Raw genomic sequence first — 25295 nt, forward strand, 5'->3', positions numbered from 1 at the left:
CCCGGACAAGGTCCGGGTTCCCGAGGAACGCGAAGCGAATGCAGGCAGCAGCCAGGCCGCGGCGCCTCCGTCAGACCGTGCCGGTATACACTGCTTCGGCCGGACCGGTCATATAGACGCGGTTGTTGCCCTCGTTCCACTCGATGAACAGATCGCCCCCAGCCAGCGAGATCGTCGCCGAGCGGCCGGTCAGCCCGTTCAGCACGGACGAGACGAGCGTCGCGCAGGCGCCGGTGCCGCAGGCGAGCGTCGGACCCGCGCCGCGTTCCCAGACGCGCATGTCGACTTGCTCGGCCGAGTTGACCTTTGCGAATTCGACGTTGATCTTGCGCGGGAACAGCGGATGCGTCTCGAGCTTCGGTCCCCACTTGGCCAGGTCGAAGCCGACCGCGTCGTCCACGTAGATGACGGCGTGCGGATTGCCCATCGAGACGGCGGTGAACTTGAACTCGCGTCCGTCGATCTCGACCGATTGTCCGATGACGGGATTGGCATCGATCGTCGTCGGCACGTCGAGGCCGTTCAGGATCGGCTCGCCCATGTCGACGCGCACGCGGCGGACGAGGCCGCCCTCGACTTCGAGCTGCACGGGCTGCACGCCGGCGCCCAGCGTCTCGATCGTGATCGCTTCGCGGTCGATCAGACGGTTGTCGTACACGTACTTGGCGACGCAGCGAATCGCGTTGCCGCACTGTTCGGCCTCGGAGCCGTCCGAATTGATGATGCGCATCTTGAAGTCCGCGCTTTCGGACGGCAGAATATAGACCAGACCGTCTGCGCCGATGCCGAAGTACCGGTTGCAAAGCTTGACTGCGTGCTCCGCCGCGTCCGCGGGCAGCGACGCTTCGCCGTGCACCACGATGAAGTCGTTGCCGAGGCCGTGCATTTTCGTAAATTGCATAGGGGTTAGCCCTCCTGGTATGAAGTTCGGGATCGGACCTGTCCTTCCGTGTCCCTATCATACCGCACCGGGAGTTCGCTGCGCATACAGGATTCGCAAATTTGTTTGTACTTTTCCGCATCGAATGGCGCCGGAGCGGGCGTGCTCGCGAGTCCTTATAAGCCGCTACATGCCGCCTTGCCCGAGCAGCCGCTCCATCTCGCCCAGATGGCTCTCCAGCGTGATCGGGTTGTAGTTGCCCCAGGAATCGTTCATCACGTACGCCCGGCCTTCCGCCACCGCCCTTAGACCGTTCCAGTGCGACGTGCGCAAAATATAGCGTCCAGACGCTTCCTCCGACAGACCGCCGGCGTCCGGCAGGGCAAGACAGACGAGGTCGCCGGCATAACGGGGCATGTCCTCGATTACGATCCGCACCCAGTTCGCGGCCTTCGTGCCTAAGATGAGCGCGCGGACGGACTCCGGCGCCTCGTAGCCGAGCCCCCGGTAGAGGGTGTGGCCGAAGTGCCGGTCGAGATAAACGAACAATCCGCCGTGATGAAAAACGAACGCCGTCGCCGTTCGGCCCGCTCTGGCTGCGTCCCCCAGACGGCCGCGGGTCTCCTTCGCCTTGGCCTCGTAGCTCGAGATCCAGCGCTCCGCCGCCTCTCTTCTGCCGAGCAGATCTCCCATCCGGCGCAGCCTCGAGTACACATCCTCGTCCCAGGCAAATTCGAAGGCCGGGGCGACGCTGCCGAGCCCCGCCGACTGCGAGGAAGTCAGGTAGCTGGGAAACACGATCAGGTCGGGCTTAAGCGAGGTGAGGCGCTGCGGGTCCGGCGGACTCTCCATGGCGTCCACGCCCTGCGCGGCGTCTCCGAACAGCGGCAGGACCTCGGGACTGGAGGCGACGGGCTTGATGCCCAGCGTCAGCAGCTCGCCCGTATACTGAATGGCGTACACCCGGGGGCTGTCGGCCATTCGCAGGCGGTAGTCGCTGGGTGCGATGCCCGTCGCGCGCTTGAACGCCCGGCTGAAGTAATATTCGTCCCGATAGCCGCAGCGCTGCGCGATGTCCCGCACGCGCAGCCGCGTCTCGAGCATGAGCCGCTTGGCATGACTGATGCGCAGGTCCGTCAGATATGCGGACGGGCTTCGGCCTGTCAGCGCCTTGAACCTGGCGCCGAATTGCCAACGGCTAAGCCCCGATTGTCCGGCCAGCGCGTCCAGATCGACCGGCTCCCCGAAGGACCGCTCCAGCGCGGCCACCGCGGATCGCAGCCGGGCGCCGTCGTCTTCGGCAAGCCGCCCGGCCGCGCGGAGCGCGTTCAGCAGCGTCTGCTGGCAGTCGATGCCGGCCTGCATCCGGTCGAACGGGTCCGACGACCGCCAATCGGACAGTGCGCGCCCGAGCTCTCCCCAAGTGCTGCCGCCGCTGCACTTGACCACGTTTCTCGATTCCGGCCAGGGATCGCCGTCCCCCGAAGATGCCAGCGCGAAGCGCAGCTCGAATCCCCGGAGGCCGTTCCCTAGGGCGCCGATCAGCGCAACTTCCGCGCCTGGCGCGGCAAGCAGGCAATCGCCCGGCGACAGCGTGCCTGCCTCGTTCTCCGCGAGATACCGCCCGCTGCCGCGGACGACGGCCAGCATCTTAAGCTCCGGCGATGCCGGCGCGGCAATCTCGCCGTCGACGGCGGCTTCGCCGATATGGACGAGCACGGCTGCGGGAGCCGGACCGCCCTGGCTGCTTTGACCGCTCTGGCCGCCTTCCCGAATGATAAACGACATAGCGCGCACTCCATTTTAATTGATAATTATTATCAATTAATTATAGCAGCCGCAATGCTGTTTGTCCGCTGTTTCGAAGGCGACGGCTTAAGGTGCGAGCAGCTTCGCTGCCTCGTCCAGCTGCCAGTCCAGCGTAAGCGGGTCGTTCAGGCCCCAGCGTGCGGGCACAACGTACGCATGGCCGGATTTGACCGCGGGAAGCGTGTTCCACACCGGGCTGTCCTTCAACGCCTGCAGCGTATCCTCGCTGCCCGGGGACTGGACGAGCAGGATGCGATCGCCTGCGTAGTCCGGCAGCTTCTCGATCGAGATCTCCTTCCACAGCTCGGCCCCGCCTGCGAAGAGATCTCCCACGGACTCCGGCATGACGAAGCCGAGCGAATCGTACAGCGCAACGCCTACGCGGGCCGGACCGTATACATAAAGCTTCTTGTCGCCGTATAAAATGAACGCCGTCGCGGTCTCGCCCTCCGCGATGGCGCCCTTCAGCTTATCCCGGGTGTGTGCCGCTTTGTCCTCGTAGGCGGCAATCCAGGCGTCTGCCGCGTCGGCGCGCCCCACCAGATCGCCGAGCGTCCGCAGGCGCGCGAACTCGTCCGTGCCGTAAGCGATGGCGACCGTCGGCGCGATCTTGGCCAACTGCTCCAGGTCGCCCTTCTCGACAAAGTCCGGCACGACGATCAGATCCGGCGCCAGCGCGACGAGCTTCTCGGCGTTCGGTACGAGGTCCGCCCCGCCCACGTCTTCGATCGCGCTCAGTTGCGCCTCGGAGAGCGATTGCTTGGCGTTCGCATAGTTGGTCCCGATCATCGGCTGGCCGAGCGCAACCATCTCGGAGGCAAAGTAGTGCGCGACCAGCTTCTCGGGCTTGACGGGGATCTCGACCTGGCGGCCCACTGCGTCCGTATACGTTCGTGTGGCGGCTGCCGCAGAGGGCGACGCGGCGGCGGTCGATGCGGCGGCCGAAGGCGAATCAGACGCAGATGGCGAAGCCGCGGCGGACGACGCACCCGAAGCGCCCGCTTTGGCGTTTCCCCCGTTATTCCCGCAAGCGGTCAGTGCCGATCCAAGCATCAAGCCAATTCCAAGCAGCGCGACAGTCCACTTCTTTGATTTCATTTCTGACAGATCCCCTTCGCTATGAATGATAATCATTCTCATATGAATCGGAATCAGTCTACCGCATGCCCGGGCGGCGGACAATGGATAATTCGGCAGCGCAGGATGGACAAAATGAGAAAAGCCCGCCCCTCGCGCGTAAAAAACGCGTTCGGGACAGGCTGGCCGTTTGTAGGACGAGGCAGCGGCGAATAGTATCGCGACAATCGGACGATTAAGCGGAGAACGCGGATCAGCGGGCGATCGTCTTGACCGGGCCTGCCCCGCGGCCGCCGCCGTACGAGATGCGTCCGCCTGAGCGGCGGCGGCGCGACGAGCCCCACACGCTGCCGATGCCCATTGCGAAGGTCGGGATGCCTGCCGCCACGAAGACGAGCGCCCAGTCGCGCAGGTTGAGCGGCACGGTCTTGAAGATCGGCTGCAGCGGCTCGAAGTACAGAACGGCGAGCAGGAGCAGCAGCGAGGACAGCACCGCCAGCACGAGAAACTTGTTTTCAAAAAAGCGGCGGTGGAAAATGGAGCGCGAGCTCCGGCAGTCGAACACATGGATCAGCTGCGCCATGACGAGGGTGGCGAACGCGACGCTCTGCGCGTGGACGAGCGTCGCGGCATCCGCATCCCGTCCGCCCAGGGCAAGAACGAAGGCCGCCAGCGTGCAAGCGCCGATCAGTACGCCGCGGCTGACGATCTTCCAGCCGAGGCGCCGCGCGAAAATATTTTCCTTGGCGGACCTCGGCTTGTGCCGCATCAGGTCGCTCTCGGCCTGATCGACGCCGAGCGCCATCGCGGGAAGCCCGTCGGTGACCAGGTTCACCCATAGGATCTGGATCGGGATGAGCGGCAGCGGCAGCGCCGCCATCATCGCGAAAAACATGACGAGAATTTCGCCGACGTTGGAGGCCAGCAAATAGCGGATGAACTTGCGGATATTTTCGTAAATGCCTCTGCCCTCTTCGACCGCCGCGACGATGGACGAGAAGTTGTCGTCGGCGAGCACGAGCGCCGAAGCCTCCTTGGTTACGTCTGTCCCCGCGATGCCCATCGCGATGCCGATATCAGCCGCCTTGACGGCCGGCGCGTCGTTCACGCCGTCGCCGGTCATCGCGACGACATGTCCGCGGCGCTGCAGCGACTGTACGATGCGCAGCTTGTGCTCCGGCGATACGCGGGCGTAGACGTAGACGTCGTCCGAGATCTTGTCGAGCTGGTCGTCGGTCATGCCGGCCAGCTCCGCGCCGCTGACGGCCTTGCCGTCCCTGGGCAGAATGCCGAGCGTGCGCGCGATCGCTTCCGCCGTCATCTGATGGTCGCCGGTGATCATCACCGTCTTGATGCCGGCCGCCTTGCATCTGGCGATCGCGCCGGGCACCTCGCGGCGCGGCGGGTCCATCATGCCGCCGAGTCCGACGAAGACAAGCCCCTCCTCCGCCTGCTCTTCGGAATCGCAGGTCTCGCCGCCCTTGGCCTCCCGATACGCGAATCCGAGCACGCGCAGCGCCTCGCCGCCCATCTCCTCGTTGGCGCGCAGCACCTTTTGCCGCAGCGTTCCCGTGAACGGCACGACCTTGCCGTCCCACAGGACGTAGGCGCAGCGGTCGATCAGAAGGTCCGGCGCGCCTTTCGTGCAGATCAGCCGGCCGCCCTGATGCGAGACCAGCACCGACATCCGCTTGCGTTCCGCGTCGAACGGAAACTCCTTGACGCGCGGATACAACGCGTCGAGCGATGCCCGCGGCAGGCCCGACTTTGCGGCGAGCGCCAGCAGCGCGCCTTCCGTGGGGTCCCCCTTGACGTGCCAGTCCGCGTCCTCGAGCTCCTCCTCTTCGCTGCGCTCGGCCTTGCGGCCCCGGTTATCGGCAGCGCGGTCGGCTTTCGCCAGCTCCGCGTTATTGCACAGCGCGGCGACCTGAATCAGTCTTCTTAAGGAGGCGTCTCCCTTGACGTCGACGGCGTTTCCGCGTTCGATGAGCTGGCCTGCCGGCCCGTACCCTTCGCCGGTGACTTCGATGTCCCTGCCGCCGGTCCAAACCTTGGTGACGGTCATCTTGTTCTGCGTGAGCGTCCCCGTCTTGTCGGAGCAGATGACGGACGCGCAGCCGAGCGTCTCGACCGAAGGCAGCTTGCGCACGATCGCCTTGCGCCGGATCATGCGCTGCACGCCGAGCGCGAGCGCGATCGTGACGATCGCGGGCAAGCCCTCGGGAATCGCGGCGACGGCGAGGCTGACGCCGGCCAGGAACATGCCGTAGAGCGGCTGGCCGTGCAGCACGCCGGCGACGACGACAAGCACGGTGAGCGCCAGGGCGACGACGATCAATATTTTGCCGAGCTGCTCCAGCCGGTGCTGCAGCGGGGTCTCGGCCTCTTCCGTCTGCTGGATGAGGTCCGCGATCTTGCCCATCTCGGTGCTCATCCCGGTGCGCACGACGACGCCCCGGGCGGTTCCGCGCGTCACCATCGTGCCGAGATAAGCGCAGTTTTTGCGGTCGCCGAGCGGCAGCTCCGCCGCATAGAGCGGCATGGACTGCTTGGCCGCCGGGACGGACTCCCCGGTGAGCGCGGCCTCCTCGATCGTGCATTGACTGCTCTGCACGAGACGCAGGTCCGCGGGCACGCGGTCGCCGCTCTCGAGCAGGACGAGATCCCCCGGCACCAGCTCGCTGGCGGGAACCACCTGGAGGCTGCCGCCGCGGATGACCTTCGCGTTCGGCGCGGACAGTTCTTTGAGCGCTCTTAGCGATCGCTCCGCCCTGAATTCCTGATAAAAGCCGAGCAGGCCGTTCAAGACGATGATGGCGATGATCGTGAGCGCGTCCAGCATCTCGCCTAGCAGGCCCGATACGACCGTCGCCCCGGCCAGCACGAGTACCATGAAATCTTTAAATTGATTGAGCAGCAGCTTGATCGGAGACTCCCTGCGCTTCTCCGCCAGTTCGTTTTTCCCGTGTCCCGCCAGCCTCTCCTGCGCGGCGCTCGGCGCCAGCCCTTCCTTCGTGTTCGTCTGGAGCAATACGGCTAGCTCGTCTTCGCTTAGCTGATGCCAGGCCTTCCCTTCCACGACGGGTTCCTCCTCCCGGATATCGCCCTCCGGACGAAGCCGGACAGCCTACTAGCCTATGTCTATTCGGTCAAGCCCGGAAATATCCCCTTGTCCGTCTCCTTTCCGCTTCCGTTAGGCAGCACGGCAAGAAGGAAAGAGAGCGCACCTCATACTGATGCTCGCATAGACAGCCCATCTACGCGTAAAAACGTATCTCTTCGCAAACTTATGTCTAAATGCCCGGTTACACATAAGCCCCCGTATCTACTCAGATACTATCGTCCGCGAGCGCCGTCGTATGGAAAAAGTACGCAGCGCCGTAGAAACCTCAGCAGCAGAATGACGTTGCACTGAAAATCGCATATCTCAATGTAGCACTGGGCAGATAAGCGCAAAAAGGCACTAGCGTCACCGCAGAGACGCCCAGGAAGGTGCCGATAAGCGCAAAAAGGCACTAACGTCACCACAGAGACGCCGAGGAAGGTGCCGATAAGCGCAAAAAGGCACTATCGTCACCACAGAGGCATCCGAGAAGGTGCAGATAAGCGCAAAAAGGCACTATCGTCACCGCAGAGACGCCCAGGAAGGTGCAGATAAGCGCAAAAAGGCACTATCGTCACCGCAGAGACGCCCAGGAAGGTGCCGATAAGCGCAAAAAGGCACTAACGTCACCACAGAGACGCCCAGGAATGTGCCGAGAAGCGCAAAAAGGCACTACGTCGCGTGTGGTACCACTTTTTTTGCAATCGACTGACCCAAACGCCCTGCTACGCGGAAACACCTCGTATCTCCTCGCAAATTCATTGTCCGGGCGCCCGGTTATGTGGAAAACGCTTCGCTTAAGCGCTTGGCAGATGATAATATTCCTACGACATCGCCGTCGGCTCCCCGCCTTTCCCTTTGAGACCATCTGTGGCATCATAAAGTAACGGAATTTCCGAAAAACGCACCGGTCAGGAGTCATGCCTTTATGTCACTCGACGGCATCGTCGTACGCGCGCTCGTCCACGAGCTTAAAGAAATCGTGGGCGCCCGCATCGCCAAAATCTACCAACCGACCGAAAACGAGGTCGTATTGCATATCCGCGGCCAGGGCTTCGGCCGCAAGCTGCTGCTGTCCGCGCATCCTTCGATGCCGAGGCTTCATTATACGGAGCAGCCCTGGGCCAACCCCCAGGAGCCCCCGATGTTCTGTATGCTCCTGCGCAAGCATTGCGAAGGCGGCATTATCGAAGCGGTCCGCCAGCTTGGCGCCGAGCGGATCGTCGAGATAGACGTCCGGCATCGGGACGAGCTCGGCGACCTGTCGCTCAAGCGGCTCGTCCTCGAGATCATGGGCCGCCACAGCAACCTGGTGCTGCTCGATCCGGCGACGGGCATCGTCCACGACAGCATCCGGCACGTGACGCCCGCCATCAGCAGCTACCGGGTCGTGCTGCCCGGCGTCCGATACGTGCCGCCCCCGGCTCAGGATAAGCACAATCCGCTCGAAGCGACCGCGGCCGACGTTGCAGTGGCCCTTTCCAAAGCTGCCGGCTCCCCGCCGGCAGGCGCCTTGGTCGAAGCGTTCACGGGACTCAGCCCGCTGCTCGCCAAGGAGATCGCCTTCCGAGCCGGCGGTCGCGAAGCCGACATTCCTGCCGCCTTCGCTGCGCTAATGGCCGATGCAGCCGCCCATCGCTACGCGCCGTCCATCGTGGAAGAACCGGCCGGCCGGACCCTGTTTCACGCCCTGCCGCTTACGCACGCGCAAGGCGAGCCGCGCGGCTGCGATTCCATGCACGCCTGCCTGGAGACTTACTATATCGACAAGGCCGAGCGCGATCTCGTCCGCCAGCGGACCGTGGATCTGACCCGCTTGCTGCAAAACGAGACGGCCAAAAACGTCAAAAAGCTGGAAAAGCTCCGCCAGACGCTCCAGGATGCAGAAGGGGCCGACAAGTACCGCCGGCTCGGCGAGCTGCTGACCGCGCATTTGTACGCGATGAGCAAAGGGGATAAGCAGGTCGAGGTGACCGATTATTACGAAGAGGATCAGCCGACGGTCAGGGTTCAGCTGGACCCGCTGCTGACGCCGAACGAGAATGCGCAGCGCTATTTCCGCAAATATACGAAAATGAAAAACAGCCGGGACGTCGTTACCGAACAGATCGAAGAAACGGAGCGCGAGATCGCCTATCTCGACTCGGTGCTGCAGGGTCTGGATACCGCCACGCCGGCGGATATCGAGGAGATCCGCGCGGAACTGACGGAACAAGGCTACATTCGCGCGCGCGGCGGCCGCAAAGGCGACCGCGGCAAAAAGAAAAACGACCGGCCCGCCCTCCTTTGCTATACGTCCAGCGAGGGCGTGCCGATCTACGTGGGCAAAAACAATACGCAAAACGATTACGTAACCAACCGTCTGGGCCAGCCGAGCGATACTTGGCTGCACACCAAGGATATGCCGGGCTCGCACGTGCTCATCCGCGCAGTCGATTACGGCGAGCAGACGCTTAAGGAAGCGGCCATGCTGGCCGCGTACTACAGCAAAGGCAAGGAGTCGAGCCTCGTGCCGGTCGATTACACGAAGATTCGTCTCGTCCGCAAGCCAAGCGGCGCAAAACCGGGATTCGTCATTTACGAAGGACAGAAGACGCTGTTCATCACGCCGGACGAGTCGCTCGTGCGCAATCTTCCAAGCGTCGTCAAAAAGGCTTAAGCCCCCGCTCGTCCGCGCGATGATCGTCCGGTTCGCGATTCAGCGGCCCTTGGCAGGCCAGAACGGAAGGTCCTCGAACTCGACCGCCACGACCGTGTTCCATTCGTCCAGCAGCGCTTGCGGCAGGTCGATCGAGAGCCGCCGGACGCTGTGATGCCCGTCGACGCCACCCGAGAACCCGCTGATGACTTCCGTCCGGTAATGGAGCGGCTCGCCGGTCTTAACCAGCCTGACGTCCCGAACCCGGCCGCCCATCTCGCGCAGCTCCAGCGGGAAGCGGGGAATATCCCTGACGTGCAAGTACACGATGTTTCCCTTGACGGTCGTCGGACCGTAGAACGCCGGAGGAAAGTGCGCCGGCGTTCTTAGCGTGCCGAAAATGCTCTCGCCGGAATGCCGCAGCCAGGCGCCAATCTCTTCCAGCCGCGCGAGCGCAGGCTCCGGCCAGGTGCCGTCCGGGCGCGGTCCGACGTTCAGGAGCAGGTTGCCGCCTTTGGTCGCGACCTCGAGCAGCGTGTCGAGCAGCGCCACGGGCGGCTTGTACGTATCGGGATCGGAATGGTAGGCCCATTGATGATTCATTGTCAAACACGTCTCCCACCATTCCTCGGGCGGATGGAGCGGCACGAACTGCTCGGGCGTCTCGTAATCGCCGGCGTCCGGCAGCCGGTCGTTGATGACGAGATGCGGCTGGAGGTTCAGCATCATCCGCTTCACCTCGTGGCTGCGCCAGCGGTCCGCGCCGAAGCCCGGCACATCGAACCAGATCAAGTCGATGCGCCCGTAGTTCGTCAGCAGCTCCCGCAGCTGTTCGACAAAACGTTGATGAAACGACCACCAGCGAATAGGATCGTAAACGTTCGGCTTAGGAGACTGGAGCCACGACGCGATCGGGATCGTCGCGAAGTCGGGATCGTGCCAGTCGATCGTCGTAAAGTATAGGCCCACTTTAAGCCCCTCTGCCCGCATCGCTTCGACGTACGGCGCGATCAGGTCGCGCTTCGGTCCCCGCCGCACGGCGTTGTAATCGGTCGTCTTCGTGTCGAACAGGCAAAACCCGTCATGATGCTTGGCGGTCAGCACGACGTACTTGGCCCCGGCCTCCTTCGCCGCGCGCGCCCAGGCCTGCGGATCGTAGCGATCCGGATTGAATTCGTCGGCCAGCGCCTCGTAAGCTTCGACGCCGATCCCTTTGTCGCTCTTGTCGAGCAGCGGCCACGACGCTTCGATCTCCCTGAGGGAATACGGTCCCCAGTGGATAAAAAGGCCGAATCTCGCTTCGTCGAACCACTGCGCTTCCGGATGCGATGCTCTCATGTCCGGGACGCTCCTTCCGATGCGGCAACGCGCAAGCGAATGCGCCGCGACCGCTTATTTAACGCGATACTCATCAAAGTAACGGGGCAAAATCGTCGTGGACGCGCCGGGCAGCTCAGGCAGCTTGTAAAAGCCGTTCTCCACCTCGATCGGCTCCTCGAAAATATGCCGGATCCATGGGATGTACTCGAGCATGACCGCGTTCGGCGTCGCCGCCACGAGATGCTGGTGAATCTGTCCCATATCCCCGACGTGCGGGCAGACCGGCAGATCGAACGCGGCGGCGAGGCCTGCCACCTGCAGCCACTCAGTCACGCCGGCGACCCGCGTCACGTCCACCTGCACGTATTCGACGGCGCCCTGCGCGATATAATCGCGGAACGCGTATTTGTTGTACACATGCTCGCCGAGCGCGATCGGCACGTTCAGTTCGTCCGCCAGCTTGCGGTGTCCCGGGATGTCGTCCGGATTGAGCGGCTCCTCGAGCCAGATCAGGTCGAACTGTTCAAGCTTTTTGCCCCATGTCATCGCCGTCGTGATGTTCCATTGCTGATTGACGTCGATCATGAGCCCCGCCTCGTCGCCGATCGCCTTGCGGACCGCCTGCACCCGGTCGAAGTCCTCGCGCGGGTCCGGCTTGCCCACCTTCATCTTCACCGCCGTAAAGCCCTGCTCCAGCATCGCCGTCATGTCCGCGATCAGCCGCTCCTTGCTCCAGTTGAGCCAGCCGCCGTTCGTGTTGTACGCTTTGATCTTGTCCGGCTTGTGCCCCCCGAGGTACTGCCAGAGCGGCTTGCCGGCCGCCTTGGACATGATGTCCCACAGCGCGACGTCCACGGCCGCCAGCGCCATATGCGTAATTCCGGCGCGTCCGATCCAGTGCATCGGCCCGAAGCGGAGATCGTCCCAAATGCGTCTGACCATAAAAGGGTCTCTGCCAATGAGCGCAGGAGCATAATAGCGGTCGATCGTGCTAGCTATCATCTCATCGCCCTTGGCGGTCGTCCCGGTATAGCCGTAGCCGACGATGCCTTCGTCCGTCTCGATGCGGACGCCGGTGACGCCCCAGTGCGTCGCGACGTTGATGGCATCGGTGATGGGCGGGGTGATCGGCACGTGCAAAATGAAGCTTTCGGCTTTCGTGATTTTCATGGATATCCTCCCTAGTTTAAAAGTGCGGCATTCGGGCTCGTTCTCCCGCTTGTCGTCGACCGTATCAATAGCCGAGCGAGGCGCCGCCGTCGACAGGCAGCGCGACGCCGGTGATGAACCGGGCGCCATCGGAGGCGAGAAACAAAGCGGCGTCCGCAATCTCCTCCGACGAGGCAGGCCGGCCGAGCGGATGCATGTCGGCGAGCAGCCGGCTCGTCGCGTCCGGATCGGGCTGCCCAAGCCGCCACTGCTCCAGCAGCGGCGTCATGACGCCCGCGGGGCAAAGGCAATTCACGCGGACGCCGTCCGGCGCATAATCCAGCGCAAGCGCTTTCGTCATCGCGATGACCGCACCCTTCGTAGACGCGTAGACGGCGTTCTGCTTCTGGCCGACGAGGCCGTTAAGCGAAGCCATGTTCACGATGTTGCCCTTTGAGCGGCGCAGTGCGGGTATCGTATGCTTGATCGTCAAGTACACGCTCTTCAAATTGATATCGATGACGCGCGTCCACTCCTCCTCGCTTACCTCTTCTAGCGGCTTGGGCAGGATCGTCGCGGCGTTGTTGAGCAGCACGTCGATTGTGCCGTAGGTCTGCAAGACCTCCGCCACGGCGCGCGCGACATCCGATTCCGACGAGACGTCGGCGCGTACCGCGCAGGCTCGCCCGCCTTCGGCCACGATCGCGTCCGCGACGCGGCGCCCGTTGTCCGCGTCGATATCGACTACCGCGACGATCGCGCCTTCGGAAGCGAACCGCCGTGCGGCGATCTCGCCGATGCCCGAAGCGGCTCCCGTAATGAGGCATACCTTCTCGTTTAGCAGCATGGCCTATCCTGCCTTTCTCCGGTTGCTGGTTGGTAGAATAAAAATAATAAATCGTGTACGATTTTAAAAGTATCATACATGATTGATTCCGTAAAGGGGAATCGTTCCCCGTTGTATCTACGAAAAACTGTCGCGCAGACGCTGCCTTGCGCGCTGCAAATGCCGCTCCAAGGCGGCTGTCGCTTCGTCCATATCGTCCGCAAGCAGCGCGCTCAATATCCGGGCGTGCTCCTCTCTTTCGTCTGCGATCGCGATCGTAAAGTTCAGCAGGTTCAAATAGCGGTAAATCCGCTCGATCAACGACACCACCATACGCTGCAAATTCTCATTGTCGGCATACGCCAAAATCGTGCCGTGCAGCCCTTCGTTCATCTTGAACATGCGGCTCGCGGTTTCCTGGCCCGCGTCCGCTTCCTCTTGGGCAGCCGTCGTCTCCGCCAAAATCCTGCGAAGCCGATCCTTCGGGATACGGGTTGCCGCCTTGCGCAGGGCGAGCGACTCCAGAGAAGCGCGGATCTCGAAGATCTCGTCGATGTCTCTCGCGTTCATCGCGGCCACGAACATGCCCTTGAACGGGACCACGGAGACGAGCCCCTCTGACGACAGCCGCGAGAGCGCCTCGCGGATCGGAATGTTGCTGACGCCGAGATCTCTCGCGAGCTTGTCGATATTGATTTTGTCTCCTGCGGACATTTCATGGGATAAAATGCGTTTTTTAAGCAGCGTATACAGCTCGTCGGCGAGGACGTATCGGTTCAAGGAAGGCGGATTGTCCGGCATAGGCTCACCCTTTTTAACGTTTGCTCCATTTTATCATACACGATACATGCCGCGCGCCTGTTTATAACCCGTCTTCCGCTAAAATCAACCGGTTGTCCCGGATGTCCGCATCGACGCAGGCAGCCAAGCGAATCGCGTCATCGAGCTTATCGAAACCTGCGCCCTGCGCCGCACGAACCTCGTTGCCGACGAATGCAAGTCCCCGCGTCCCGTGCGCCTCCAGCACAGCGGCATCGCGCGTCTCGAAGCGATTGTCCAGGATGCGAATACCCTGGTGTACCGGCCGCTCGGCAAGCGGCTCGGGAATCGCGGGTATTATCGCGACGACCGGACAGCCGGCATCGCCGCAATCGACGAACCGGTTGCCGCGAATCGTCAGATCGCGCACCGGGCCGGACTCGAACCAGGAAGACGCGTCGCCCTCGATCCAAACGGCGCTCATCCGCGTTCGTTCGAACGTATTGTTTTCGACGACAGCCGGACGGCGCGTCGTCAAGAGGATGCCGCGCGTCGGAATGCGCGCGAACCGGTTGCCGGCGATGAGCACCTCAGGCGTCCAGGTTACGTTTTCCACGACGTCACCCTCGCCGACCGCTTCTGGCGCCGGCTCCGCCAGCGTCAATTCAAGCAGGCGGTCGCCGAGGCGCTCAACGCCCGCGACCGTACCCGTGCCGAGAGACGTCAGCGTGCCGGAGCCGGCGAACTCGATCTCGTCCCCCGATCGAAAGGCTGCGAAGCCGTAGCTCTGCGGATGCATGAATCGCAACCGGAGCCGGTTCGCCGCGGACCTGCCCTCAATCCGCATGTAAGTGCCGTGTACATTGATCGCGTCGTCGTGGGCGCCGGAAAACAGGCTGTCGGCAATGGAGATTTTACCCTTGCAGCCCATCAGATGAACGAAGTCCGCAAATGCGGCGACGGTGCGGCCCGTCTCCGGACGAGGCGCGAGCGTGAGCCGCGAGAAAGTAAGACGCTCGCTGTACTGCCCGACGATGCCGAGTCCGTGCATAAAGTGCAGGCCAACCTCCTCCATCTTTACGTCCCTGCTGTTCAGCAGGAATACGCCGACCTGGTCGCGGACGCCGTCGCGACATTGCAGCACGAATCCAGGTTCGATGCCGATCAGCGTCGCCGCTCCGGGTCCGCCAAACCGCAACCGAACGAGCCCTGGCTCCTCCTCCTCCGCCGCGGAAGCCGCTTCGATCACATTGTCGATCCGCCAGGTCGCGTCGCGGACCGGATCGAATGCCTGCATGGGACCCTCATGGAACGTCCAGCCGTCTCCGGCCCAAAACAGCTTGCCGTCGTCGATAATATATCGGCTGTCCGGGTGCGCCTCCAGCGTCATCCAGTCCGCGCCGACGCCGGTCACCTTCGCCTCCGTCACCGTCGGCGACGCGTAATCCATCCGCAGGTTGCGGATCTCGACCCGCTCGCAGCCGTCGAGGGCCAGCATCGTCTGCTTGCCATGGAAGACGAAAAGCGCGCCGCCCCCGTCGATTATCAGGTCTTGCGCGTTTTTCAAAAAGATGCCGATCGTCTTCGTGATATCGGGATTTTCGGCTGCGCTGGCCGTATTGGTTATAAAATAAGGCGCTCTGGTCGCTTCCGCAGGATAGAAGTCGTAGCGTTCCGGCTTACAGACCAGCAGCGCGGGCCGCCCTGCTGCGGAAGCCGCGGCGATCGCGCCGCGCATCGCGACCGTCGCATCCTTGCCGGAATCCGGCCGCGCCTCGAAGTCTTCAAGCCGGAAGAGGGCCCGGCTTGACGATTGTGACGCAATGGCTTCCCGCCCGTTTTTCGGTTCCGTTCCGCGACCCCTAGCCTCTCCCGCCAGTCCCCATCCTTGCTTTCCTTTCCTGCTTTCCATCGGATTGCCCCCTTTTAGTGATGAAGCTCAAGTTGTTTGCCGCCTCGATATAGAGCGCAGGGAAATGCCCGTCCGGCTTCCCCGGCAGGCATTTCCCTGGTCTCGACATCTTGTTCAGGCTTTCGAACGCGTCAACATGACCGGCGTTCTCGGAGCCAGCCGCAGCCGGATCGATCCGTCCGCCAGCTCGAACGGCACCGGCGCTCTGCCGCCGTCCTCTTCCAGCCGGACAGCCGCGATGCGTGTCTCCTGCCAGTCCGACGGCAGCGGCCAGGACCGATCGGCGCCGTGCCTGCTGTACAGGTAGATGCGATCTCCCAGCGGGATGAAGCGATCGTCGTCGTCCGCGATCGCGAGCCGGTCCCAGCGGACCGCGAGACGCTGCTCCTCTTTTCCGATATTCACCGTCACGCCGTCTGCATACCGGATGTACACTTTCTTATCGTCCTCCCGCCATTCAACCATCTCGCGGGTCAGATAAAACTGATAAAGCAGCGAACCGAGAAAAATAATGTCGAGGATGCGGTCCCGACCCGCTTCGAAATCGCTCGCGTGAAACTGCTCGCCGAGCTGCCGCGTCGGCGCTCCCCGGTACAGCACGTCGGCGTCGAACGACGCGCCTTTGCCCCAGGCGACCGCGTTCATGTCGACGCTACCCCCGCCGACGATCTTGCCGTGATAATGAAGGGAAGGCGAATAATGCCAGTAAGCGCCGAACAATCCGCCGTCCTCGACCGGCATGCCGTTCTGTCCTTCCGTCGACACGTCGATGCCGCGCTCCCGGAAATAGGCCAATATCGGCTTCATGCCGCAGACGAGTTCTTCCAGCGGACCGATATAACCGTCCGGCTCCCAGCTGGCGTTCGTATTGCGGAACGCATCGACCTGCACGGTATGCGATACGGGAACCATCCGCAAAAAGTCGTCGATCCGCCGGAAGACGTCCCCGCTCTCCACGTCCTTCGTATGACTCATATGGTAGGCGCGCTGCTTGGCCGTATCGAGCCACACGCGCGCCGAACCGTCCGGATCGCGGCTGAGCAGATCGGGATTCCAGTCCGGTGCGTCTACGTACGCGTCGTCCAGGTTAATATGATAGCTCACGATGCAGTTGTACCGCTCGCGCGCCACGCGGACGAGCTCCTGGAGCTCTTCTGAAGCCCGCTCGGGATCTTCGGCCAGCTTCGGATTGATTCGGTTCATGGACGGATACCCCGTATCGTGGCCGTCGAACTGCCAGCCGGTCAGGTAAGCGATCTGAGGCATGCCGTCCGTCACGTGGCAGATCATGCGAATAATCTCCAGCGTCTCCTTGAAGGTCGTCAGCACGCCGCGCTCCTTCTCCGCGTTGAACACCTTATACCAGATTCCCTTCGTGTACATCGGATCCGCGTCGGGCAGCTGCCTGTTCATCCAAAGCTGGTAGTCGCATTCGTCGGCGATGCCGTCCCCGTTCATATCCTCCAGAAATACGATCTTCAGCTCCAGCGGCTCCATCGTCCGGTTGCGGACGCGGTACTGGTACGTATTCGGGCCGATCGCGAAGCTCCCGGAGCGGCCGGGGTCGCGCTTGTGTCGCGACAACCGGCTGAGCAGCGGAATGACCGGATAATTCGTCTGTACGAAGCAGCACAGGCGGCCGTCGTACAGGCATGCGTGCATCGTCGGCACGTCGGCGGCGTCCGGAATCGCATCGCCGATTTTGTCGCTGGCCCGCGTTCTGTCGTACAAGCCTCTGCCTCCGCCCGGAATCAGCTTCCAGCTCTTCTGCCGGATCTCCGTCCGATCGAAGGCGAAGTCAGTCTCGTCGCAGGAGAGCAGCGGCTGACCGATCCAATCCAAACGTACCAGCCGCTCGCCGGGATCGTCGGTCACCGCGACAGTCAGCTTTAGCGCAGCCTCTTCCAGACGAAAATCGATCGCCAGCTGCAGGCCTGTCCGCTTCAACATCAGGCTGTAATGAAGGGATGTCCTGTCGGCGGATGGCGAGCGCACGATCTCCCACTCGTCCCAGCCGGTCTCCGCTCCGTTGACGGCCAATCGCCCCTCGGGCCCGCTGCCGCCCAGCTTCGTTCCCGTCGCTTTGTACGTATACCGCTCGACTGCCGGCCATTCGTACAGGCGAACGGCCAGCCGGTCGTTCTCTATTTCAAGCATATGATCTCTCCACTCCCGCTTTTGTTACGGATTGCCCAGCTTCTGCTTTAACTCCGCGTACTGTCTCGTATACTCCGCCTCGAGCTTGGCGATGTCGAGTTGATCGGCGACCTTCTCGAAGCTCGCGAACGTCGACTCGAACTCGGCATCCGAATGCGCGAATACGAGCTTCGTCACATAGTCGGCTTTTAGCGACTTGATCTTCGCGTCGATGACCCCGAACTCGCCCGCGCTGTCGATCTTGAAGTTGAATTCCGGGAAAAACTTCATCTTGGCGGACATGAGCTTATCGTAAGCGACCTTCTTCTCGTCGAGCGGATTCCACTGCACGGCATTGGTGACGGCCCAGTTGGCGATCAGCACGATCGGCTCGCCGAATCCGACCTGGCTCCACGTTCCGCCCCAATCCTTGTTCAGCGCGTCCGAGAAGCTTTTCGTATAGGTCGGCTTGCCTTCCTGGAAGTAATCGTTCGGAACCGCCGAGTCGAAGTAGAAGTGGGGACCGTCGGACAGGCTCTTGAAGTCGTCCGCGCCTTGTCCCTGGATGCCGAAGAAAAAGTCCTCCTGGCCTTCCTTGGACGCCGCGTACTCGAGCAGCTTCATCGTGCGTTCCGGATTTTTGTTGCTCTTCGGAACGACGAGCGCGAGCCACCCCGTCGGGATCGTCGGATACATATAGCTCTGGAAAGGCGGCAGCACCTCAAATTGCGTGTCCGGATTGTCCTTGGGCGGCGCGGCGTTTTCGGCCGTCGAATTGTACGCCCATACGATCGCGTCGCCGGCCGCGACCTTTTGCGCGGTCACATCGTTCGTGTTGACGAACGATTCCTTCGTCAGCAGGCCCTTGCTTGCCAGCTCATAGCCGAACTTGAGCGTATCCTTCCACTTCGGGTCGTGAATCGTATTTTTGACCTCGCTGCCGTCCACATAGTAAGGGGCGACGCCGAATTGCGGATTGAACCAGCTGAGATCGCCTGCATGCTGGCTTTTATCGCCGATATAAGGGATTTTATCCGGATGCTTGGCAGCCATTTGCGCAAGCGCATTCATGAACTTCTCGGGCGTGGACGTGTCCGGCCGGCCGATCTCGTCGTAGTAATCTTTGCGGACGACGAGCTGCGGCAGCCACACCGGCGCAAGCCCCGCGTTTTTCTTCGCTTCATCCAGGTATCTTTCCGTCTGGTAGCCCGATACGAGCTTGTACGTTTTGCCGTCCTTTTCCTTGAAGTTGGTCAGCAGCTCTGGCCCGTATTGCTCGTTCAAGATCGTGCCGAGATCAGGCGCGTATTTTTCGATCAATTCGTCCATCGAATACAAATAATTGCCGTCGATCAGCTGCTGGAGCATTTTGTTGCCGGCATCGACGACCATCACGTCGGGCAAGTTGTTGCTCGCGATCATCAGCGCGATGTCTTTGCCGTCTCCGTCGTCCTGAACCGGCTTTTTGACGTTGAAATGAACGCCGGTCTTTTGCTCGATCCGCTGCGCGCCCGGCCCGGTCCAGTCGCTGTACCAGCCTCGGTCCGAATACAGGCTGAGCGTGACCGGCGATGCATCGCCGCTTGCGGCAGCCGAGCCGGAAGCGGACGATTCGTTCGTTCCCGCCGCGCCGTTCGTACCGGGCGCACTTGCGGCACCCCCGTCGTTATTGCCGGCGCACCCTGCGAGCAGCGCGGCTCCCATGCAGACGGCAAGCAGCGCGGACATGCCCTTCGCTTTTTTCCCCATTTTCGTTTCCTCCCCTGATCTGTTCTACATTTATATCGAAAGGCCCGAAGACCTTTAGATACCGAAACGGATGTCAAGCCTTGATCGCTCCGACCATCATGCCCTGGACGAAATATTTCTGGATGAACGGGTACACGACTGCGATCGGCAGGATCGTGACGATTAACGTTGCGTACTTGATCGCAAGCAAGGTGGACAGCGGATCCATGCGCATGCCCGGAGACATGTTTTTCATATTGTCCATGATCGAATTGTCGGACAGCATGCGGACGATGATCGTCGGCAGCGTCCACAAATTTTGATTCGATACGAAGTAAGCCGAGGAAAACCAGTCGTTCCAGTGGTTGACGGCTACGAACAAGGAGACGGTCGCCAGCACGGGCTTGGACAGCGGAAGCACCAGCCTAGCGAAAATGTAAAAGTCCCCCGCCCCGTCCACCTTGGCAGACTCTTCGAGCTCGCCCGGCAGCTGCCGGAAAAAAGCCATGAAAAGCAGGGCGTTGTAGATGCTGAACAGCGCCGGAACGATATACACCCAAAAGGTGTCGAGCAGGTGCAGCCGCTGGTACAGCAAGTAGCTTGGAATCAGGCCCCCGCTGAAATACATCGTTACCAGGCCCACGATCGAGTAAACCTTGCGCAGCGCGAGCCGATCCTTGGACAGGGCGTACGCGCCCAGAGCCGTAAACAAAACGCCGGTCAGCGTCCCGATCGCGGTACGCGCTGCCGTGATGAGAAACGAGCCGAATAGATGGTCGTTTTTGAACACGTAAGCGTAATTCTCCAGCGTGAATTTGCGGGGGAACCAGTAGAGGCCGCCGCTCGCTGCGTCGATCGGATCGTTGAGCGAATAGACGAGCAGGTAATAAATCGGATAAAAGGTCGCCAGTAGCGCAAGGACAGTGACGACGATCACGAATACGTTGACGGCCTTGTCCTCCGCCGTAAGCTTGATGCGGGCTTGCATATGCGTTCATCTCCGTTCGCAGCGATATTAGAACAAGCGGTTGCCGGATACTTTTCCCGAGAACCAATTCGCGACGAGCACCAGTACGATCGCCATGACGGATTGGAAAAAGCTGACGGCCGTCGCGTAAGAATAGCGGGTAAGCTCCAATCCCATCTGCAGCGAATAGTACTCGATCACGTAAGAGGTTTCTTTGTTGAAGGAGTTGCCCAGCAATACCGATTGGTCGAGATTGCCGCTGAACAGCGTTCCGACGTTTAAAATAAACAGAATCGAAAACAACGGGATCAAATTAGGCAGCGTGATGTAAAAAATGCGCTTGATCCGCCCGGCTCCGTCCATTTTGGCCGCCTCGTACAGATCGGGGTTGATGCCCGAGATCGCGGCGAGATAGATGATCGCGCCCCAGCCGACGCCTTTCCAGATGCCGATCACGACGGACAACGGGCGGAACAGGCCGGGCTCCGTCCAAAATTCGATCGGATGCTTCGTCAGATGGAGCAGCATCAGCGATTGATTGACCATGCCCTTCGGGTCCAGCAGAAAAATCCACATCGACGCGACCATCGCGAACGAGATGAAGTTGGGCAGATAACTGCTCGTCTGAACGATTTTTTTGAACCGCAAAAACGGAATCTCGTTCACGATCAGCGCGAAAAGCAGCGGCGCCGGAAAAACGATAAGCATATTGAGCAAGCTTAGAATGACGGTATTTCTCATCGCCATGTAAAAGCTCGGGTCGGCGAACATCTCGCGGAAATGAGCGAGCCCGATAAACCGGCTGCCGAAAAACCCGCCCGACAAGTTAAAATCCTGAAAAGCGATGACGTTCCCCGCGATCGGCACATAAGCGAAAATCAACAAAAATGCCATGCAGGGCAACACCATCAGTTGAAGCGCGAGCTGCGACCTGAACGTCCCGAGTCCGCTTCCGCCGATTTTTTTGCGTTTTCCAAACGCGTCCTTCATCCTTGCTTCCCTCCCTTCAAACAGCATAGCACCGGGCGTACGTACGCTAACAGGTGACGGGAATAAGGTTTACTGATACAGGACTAAGGCGTTTATCCTGCAGTGCGAATGCCGCAGCCTTCAGACAAGCGCGGCCTGCAAAATGCCCCTCCAGCCCGCGAGGGCCGAAGGGGCTTGAATGGCTTTCATTTACTCGTCAAGCTCGGTACTTCCGTCGGGCAGCACGGGGTGAATCAGCACGATGGTCGTACCTCTCCCGGGCTCGCTGATTGCCTCCAGGCCGAACGGTTCGCCGAAATAATGACGCAGACGTTCGTGTACGTTGATCAGGCCCAGTCCGCCTTCCCGGTCTCGCTTCGCTGCCGCCGACGGCTCGAGCAGCGTCCCGCGGATGTCCTCCGGGATGCCCGGACCGTTGTCGGAGATCCTGAACTCGATCCGGCAGTTCTCCAGCCCGCCCTGGACGACGATCATGCCTTCCTCGCCCATATCGGCTATGCCGTGCCGGATCGCATTCTCCACGAGCGGCTGCAAAATAAGGCGCATGAGCGGCAGCTCCAGTAAAGCGTCGTCGATTCGGAAAATAACCGGTATCGGCGCGTCGCGGCGCGCCTTCTCGATGTTCAGATAGGCCTGGAGCAGCGCAAGCTCCCTGCGGACCGTCGTAATCTCCTTGCCGCGGTTCAGCGTCAATCTGAATAACGAGGCGAGCGAGCTCGCGAGCTCTCCGATCTCGCCCGCCTGCTTCTCCTCCGCTTTCCACCGGATCGTGTCGAGCGTGTTGTATAAAAAGTGGGGATTGATCTGGTAGTTCAGCACTTCGAACTGGAGCTGCTTTTTTCGCTTCTCGGACTCCTTCGTCTCCTTCAGCAGACGCTGGATCTCCCGGATCATGTTGTACATGCCTCGGTAGAGCCAGCCTACCTCGTCGCGCCTGTCGGCGAAGCGCGATTCGGCTACGGCCGTCTCGCTGAAGCTGTGACGAACGATATCTCTCATTTCGCGGACGAGGGAGCTGATCGGGTTCGTGTATTTAACGGTGATGTAGCCCGCCAACGTGATGGATAACGCAAAATAAAACAGCAGAAAGGTAAAATTCAACCGGCTCAGCACCGAGACGGGATTGTCCAGATCCTTAAGCGGCGTGACGCTTACCAGCTTCAGTTCGTTCTCGAGCAGCGGTACGACGTTGACAAGGGACGGCTGCCCGTCGTATCTCAAGGTCGCGGAATGTTCGGGAAGCAGAGCCGTTCGGCGCAGCGCTTCGGCCGGCGGCCGGTCGTCGTAACGGCCGTCCGTGGCGTACACGATCCGGTCGTCCTTCGTCAGCAGCCATATCCGCTGATGCGGAAATTGCTTGACCGGATCGATGAAACTCGACAGCATGGAAGGCCGAATGTCCATGACGACAACGCCAAGCGGCGCAAATGTCTTTAGACTGTGCAGCCGCTTGATATCGCTCAGCGTCGGTTCCAGCGCCGCTCCTGGCAGCTCCAAGGGCGCGAATACCTTCCAAAAGGCGCGTCCCTCCCGTACGATATCGCGGTACCAAGCCTGTGAAGCCACGTCCTGCGTGCCGTAGGCCGAATGCATATAAGTAGGCATGGAAGCCGGATCCAGCGGCAGCACGCGAATCTTGAACAGTTGATTCGAATAATTGACGCTGTCGATGTAAGAAAGCAGCTCGTCCGCGAACGCGATCTCGTCCGTTCCCTGACGGACGCCGCGGGCCATCAGCTCCTGCAGCTCGTCCGAAGCCATCAGCTTGTCCTGTTCGTTCTGCACATAATGGAAAAAGGAATGCAGATTCTTTCCGGTGAGCACGACGGCATCCAGATTGGTTTGCCGTATCGTTTTTTCCGATTTAGACAGCGCGATATACCCGACGAGTAAAAACGGCACGACGATCAGCACGAAAAAAACGAACAGGACCCGGTACCGCATCGACAGCCGCGTCAAGCGGATCGGTTTAGTCATCGGCCGGTATGCCCCATTGATTGCGGTACTCCTTGGGCGTCGTGCCGGTAAGCCTTCGGAACAGCCTGGAAAAATAGACGGCGTCTTTGTAGCCGACCATGCCGCCGATCTGATAAATTTTCAGGCCGACGTCCTTGAGCAGCTCCTTTGCCTTTTCCATGCGCAGCCGGGTGATGTAATCGAGCACGGTGCAATCGTGACTTTTCTTGAAAAGCGTGCTGAGCCATTCGGGCGTCACGAATACATGCTCCGCGATCGCCTGGACGGTAAGCGGCTCTGTAAAATGTTCGCGGATATATTTCTCAGCCTGCTGCAGCACCTGGCTTCGCGGCGCCTCTCGGAGCGCCTCGTGCACCTGCAGGAGCTGTGCCTCGGCATACGACTGCAGCGCCTCGACGGTATCGTAAGCCTGGATTTGCTCCCACAGCAGAATCGGATTGCGCCGCCAATGCTCCTCCTTCCAGCCGGCCTTGCGCGCCGTCTCGAACAGCTCGAGCAGCCAATCGAACGTACGCCGATGGAGATCGCGAACGCTTCCGGGGTGCCATTCTCTCACGAGCCTCGGAAAATGAGACATTGCCTCGGTAACGTCGGCGTCTTGTCCGTAACGAAGCAGGTCAACGAGCGGCTGCGCTCCGGACAAAGCGTCGACCTCGCGGTAACCGCCCGCTCCCTGCGCTTCTTCATCCGCCGAACCGTACAGCCGGATTCGATTGAGCTTCTCCAGCGCGTTCCTGTACAGTTCGTCTGCCGGCGTGCCGGCAACTCCGGCGACTGCGGCGACGGTGACCCCGATCTTTACGAAGGTCCGCATCCGCTCCCCGAGCAAGCGCTCAAGCTCGTCGAGCCAGCTCTGCCCGGCGTCTTCCGCAGCTGGCGGCTCTCCGAAAATAACGATCCACCTGTCATGCCGCGAAGAGCGGAATCTCGCGTACGGCCCGATGCGGGAAGCATATTCGTATAGCGAAAACTCCGCCACGTTGCCGATGGCAAAAAACGCCAGGCCAGGATCGGCAGCGCCGAGCTGCGGGGGATGCGGCACGCGCAAATTGTCCGCTTCGAGCACCAGCACGGCCAGCCGATCCGATGCCAGCCACGACAAGCCGCGGGACTCCAGTTCCAGTCGCAGCGCGGTCGCCGCCTCGACGCGGGACGGCCCTTCCGCGAGCCGCTGCAGCAGCTCCTCCTGCAGCCTCGGCAGGGCATTGTCCATAAGTCGCAGACGCTCGTGCTGCCGCTCCTCCCGTTTCAGTCTTTCCAGCGTCCGGGCCGCGGCCGCGGCCAGTTCCGCCATATCGACCGGCTTAAGCAAGTAATCGACGACGCCGTAGGCCATCGCCGCGCGTGCATATTCGAAGTCGTCGTACCCGCTAAGGACGATGACTTTACCTTCAAAAGCCAAAGTGTCGTACAGCTGCGCAATTAACGTCAGACCGGACATTTTTTTCATCCGGATATCCGTGACGACAAGCCGGATATCCGGATCGCCCGCTACCAGGTCAAGAGCGCCGGTACCGTCGTCGGCTTCCAGCGCCTGCCCGCAGCCGAGCTCGCCCCAGATCGGATGCCGCGCGAGGCCAATACGAATCGCGGGCTCGTCCTCCACGATCAACACCTTGTACAAGTCTGTTCCTCCTTGCCGGGATCTGGCTGTATAGACGGCAACGTATCTATCGTTCCACCGTTTTATTGTTCGCCATGCCCCGGCCGAAGTCAACGATGACAATCCTAAGCTTTACTTGGACAGATCTAATGATAGAAGCCGGATAATCGGATGGAAGGAGCCAGCGACTCGGCCCGATCTTCCCCGTCGTTGACAGCGAACTCGACGAACAGCAGATCGATCGGCCCGAGGCTCCCTACGTGTTCCCGCAAGCGCGCCGCGCCAAAGGAAGAATCCGTACCGCCGACGCCGGCGTTGAAGATCGAGACGCGATCGGCGAGGTAAGCCCCGAAACGGCCATATTGTCGTGTCCTCCTTAGAAAACGGGACTCCTCCATGAATGGAAGAGTCCCGCACTTTA

The 25295-nt window shown here is 61.2% G+C and carries 17 protein-coding genes; 1 reads left to right on the forward strand and 16 read right to left on the reverse strand.

All coding sequences use genetic code 11. The annotated features are described in order from the left end of the window. Positions 1-70: 70 nt before the first annotated feature. From dapF to KB449_RS15710, 4 genes are all read right to left on the reverse strand, one after another. Positions 71-901: a diaminopimelate epimerase gene (dapF, locus tag KB449_RS15695; RefSeq protein WP_282909277.1), complete on the reverse strand. Its 831-nt coding sequence runs from the start codon at positions 899-901 to the stop codon at positions 71-73. Positions 902-1066: 165 nt separating this feature from the next. Then, positions 1067-2668 (reverse strand): helix-turn-helix domain-containing protein, encoded by a 1602-nt coding sequence (locus tag KB449_RS15700; RefSeq protein WP_282909278.1) that lies wholly within the window; start codon positions 2666-2668, stop codon positions 1067-1069. A gap of 87 nt (positions 2669-2755) precedes the next feature. Beyond that, the gene (locus KB449_RS15705) at positions 2756-3787 is read right to left on the reverse strand and encodes an ABC transporter substrate-binding protein (RefSeq protein WP_282909279.1); all 1032 of its coding nucleotides are present in this window, start codon (positions 3785-3787) and stop codon (positions 2756-2758) included. A 232-nt stretch (positions 3788-4019) separates the two neighbouring features. After that, complete coding sequence (locus KB449_RS15710) at positions 4020-6845, reverse strand: calcium-translocating P-type ATPase, SERCA-type (protein ID WP_282909280.1); 2826 nt, start codon at positions 6843-6845, stop codon at positions 4020-4022. A 952-nt stretch (positions 6846-7797) separates the two neighbouring features. Here KB449_RS15710 and KB449_RS15715 point away from each other — a divergent pair. Further along, on the forward strand, positions 7798-9528 hold the full coding sequence (locus KB449_RS15715) for an Rqc2 family fibronectin-binding protein (RefSeq protein WP_282909281.1): 1731 nt from the start codon (positions 7798-7800) through the stop codon (positions 9526-9528). A 39-nt stretch (positions 9529-9567) separates the two neighbouring features. Here KB449_RS15715 and KB449_RS15720 read toward each other — a convergent pair whose 3' ends face one another. The 12 genes from KB449_RS15720 to KB449_RS15775 form a co-directional block, all read right to left on the reverse strand. Next, a complete protein-coding gene (locus tag KB449_RS15720; RefSeq protein WP_282909282.1) occupies positions 9568-10845 on the reverse strand; it encodes an alpha-L-fucosidase in 1278 nt (425 codons plus the stop codon). 54 nt (positions 10846-10899) lie between these two features. Then, positions 10900-11997 (reverse strand): mandelate racemase/muconate lactonizing enzyme family protein, encoded by a 1098-nt coding sequence (locus KB449_RS15725; protein WP_282909283.1) that lies wholly within the window; start codon positions 11995-11997, stop codon positions 10900-10902. Positions 11998-12061: 64 nt separating this feature from the next. Beyond that, positions 12062-12823: an SDR family NAD(P)-dependent oxidoreductase gene (locus KB449_RS15730; protein WP_282909284.1), complete on the reverse strand. Its 762-nt coding sequence runs from the start codon at positions 12821-12823 to the stop codon at positions 12062-12064. A 117-nt stretch (positions 12824-12940) separates the two neighbouring features. Further along, complete coding sequence (locus KB449_RS15735; protein WP_282909285.1) at positions 12941-13603, reverse strand: GntR family transcriptional regulator; 663 nt, start codon at positions 13601-13603, stop codon at positions 12941-12943. Between the two features lie 61 nt (positions 13604-13664). After that, positions 13665-15473, reverse strand: coding sequence for a right-handed parallel beta-helix repeat-containing protein (locus tag KB449_RS15740; RefSeq protein ID WP_282909286.1), 1809 nt, complete (start codon positions 15471-15473; stop codon positions 13665-13667). 114 nt (positions 15474-15587) lie between these two features. Beyond that, complete coding sequence (locus tag KB449_RS15745) at positions 15588-17630, reverse strand: endo-alpha-N-acetylgalactosaminidase family protein (protein WP_282909287.1); 2043 nt, start codon at positions 17628-17630, stop codon at positions 15588-15590. Between the two features lie 24 nt (positions 17631-17654). After that, positions 17655-19358, reverse strand: a complete 1704-nt coding sequence (locus KB449_RS15750; protein ID WP_282909288.1) for an extracellular solute-binding protein — start codon at positions 19356-19358, stop codon at positions 17655-17657. A 73-nt stretch (positions 19359-19431) separates the two neighbouring features. Next, complete coding sequence (locus tag KB449_RS15755) at positions 19432-20325, reverse strand: carbohydrate ABC transporter permease (RefSeq protein WP_282909289.1); 894 nt, start codon at positions 20323-20325, stop codon at positions 19432-19434. 27 nt (positions 20326-20352) lie between these two features. After that, positions 20353-21294 carry an ABC transporter permease gene (locus tag KB449_RS15760; RefSeq protein WP_282909290.1) on the reverse strand — a complete coding sequence of 314 codons (942 nt, stop codon included), beginning with the start codon at positions 21292-21294 and terminating at the stop codon, positions 20353-20355. A gap of 189 nt (positions 21295-21483) precedes the next feature. Then, on the reverse strand, positions 21484-23271 hold the full coding sequence (locus tag KB449_RS15765) for a cache domain-containing sensor histidine kinase (RefSeq protein WP_282909291.1): 1788 nt from the start codon (positions 23269-23271) through the stop codon (positions 21484-21486). Next, positions 23264-24886, reverse strand: coding sequence for a helix-turn-helix domain-containing protein (locus KB449_RS15770; protein WP_282912826.1), 1623 nt, complete (start codon positions 24884-24886; stop codon positions 23264-23266). Before KB449_RS15770 ends, KB449_RS15765 begins: the two co-directional genes overlap by 8 nt. Positions 24887-25020: 134 nt before the next feature. After that, entirely contained in the window at positions 25021-25272 is a 252-nt protein-coding gene (locus KB449_RS15775; protein ID WP_282909292.1) for an SGNH/GDSL hydrolase family protein, read from the reverse strand. Between the last annotated feature and the right edge of the window lie 23 nt (positions 25273-25295).

Source organism: Cohnella hashimotonis, from assembly GCF_030014955.1.
Classification (GTDB): domain Bacteria; phylum Bacillota; class Bacilli; order Paenibacillales; family Paenibacillaceae; genus Cohnella; species Cohnella hashimotonis.

What these genes read in the sequence shown, in the direction of transcription:
- KB449_RS15730 (WP_282909284.1), bottom strand. Translation starts at nt 12,823, where the DNA reads ATGCTGCTAAACGAGAAGGTATGCCTCATTACGGGAGCCGCTTCGGGC.
- KB449_RS15765 (WP_282909291.1), bottom strand. Translation starts at nt 23,271, where the DNA reads ATGACTAAACCGATCCGCTTGACGCGGCTGTCGATGCGGTACCGGGTC.
- KB449_RS15760 (WP_282909290.1), bottom strand. Translation starts at nt 21,294, where the DNA reads ATGAAGGACGCGTTTGGAAAACGCAAAAAAATCGGCGGAAGCGGACTC.
- KB449_RS15725 (WP_282909283.1), bottom strand. Translation starts at nt 11,997, where the DNA reads ATGAAAATCACGAAAGCCGAAAGCTTCATTTTGCACGTGCCGATCACC.
- KB449_RS15700 (WP_282909278.1), bottom strand. Translation starts at nt 2,668, where the DNA reads ATGTCGTTTATCATTCGGGAAGGCGGCCAGAGCGGTCAAAGCAGCCAG.
- KB449_RS15745 (WP_282909287.1), bottom strand. Translation starts at nt 17,630, where the DNA reads ATGCTTGAAATAGAGAACGACCGGCTGGCCGTTCGCCTGTACGAATGG.
- KB449_RS15750 (WP_282909288.1), bottom strand. Translation starts at nt 19,358, where the DNA reads ATGGGGAAAAAAGCGAAGGGCATGTCCGCGCTGCTTGCCGTCTGCATG.
- KB449_RS15755 (WP_282909289.1), bottom strand. Translation starts at nt 20,325, where the DNA reads ATGCAAGCCCGCATCAAGCTTACGGCGGAGGACAAGGCCGTCAACGTA.
- KB449_RS15705 (WP_282909279.1), bottom strand. Translation starts at nt 3,787, where the DNA reads ATGAAATCAAAGAAGTGGACTGTCGCGCTGCTTGGAATTGGCTTGATG.
- KB449_RS15735 (WP_282909285.1), bottom strand. Translation starts at nt 13,603, where the DNA reads ATGCCGGACAATCCGCCTTCCTTGAACCGATACGTCCTCGCCGACGAG.
- KB449_RS15775 (WP_282909292.1), bottom strand. Translation starts at nt 25,272, where the DNA reads ATGGAGGAGTCCCGTTTTCTAAGGAGGACACGACAATATGGCCGTTTC.
- dapF (WP_282909277.1), bottom strand. Translation starts at nt 901, where the DNA reads ATGCAATTTACGAAAATGCACGGCCTCGGCAACGACTTCATCGTGGTG.
- KB449_RS15715 (WP_282909281.1), top strand. Translation starts at nt 7,798, where the DNA reads ATGTCACTCGACGGCATCGTCGTACGCGCGCTCGTCCACGAGCTTAAA.
- KB449_RS15720 (WP_282909282.1), bottom strand. Translation starts at nt 10,845, where the DNA reads ATGAGAGCATCGCATCCGGAAGCGCAGTGGTTCGACGAAGCGAGATTC.
- KB449_RS15740 (WP_282909286.1), bottom strand. Translation starts at nt 15,473, where the DNA reads ATGGAAAGCAGGAAAGGAAAGCAAGGATGGGGACTGGCGGGAGAGGCT.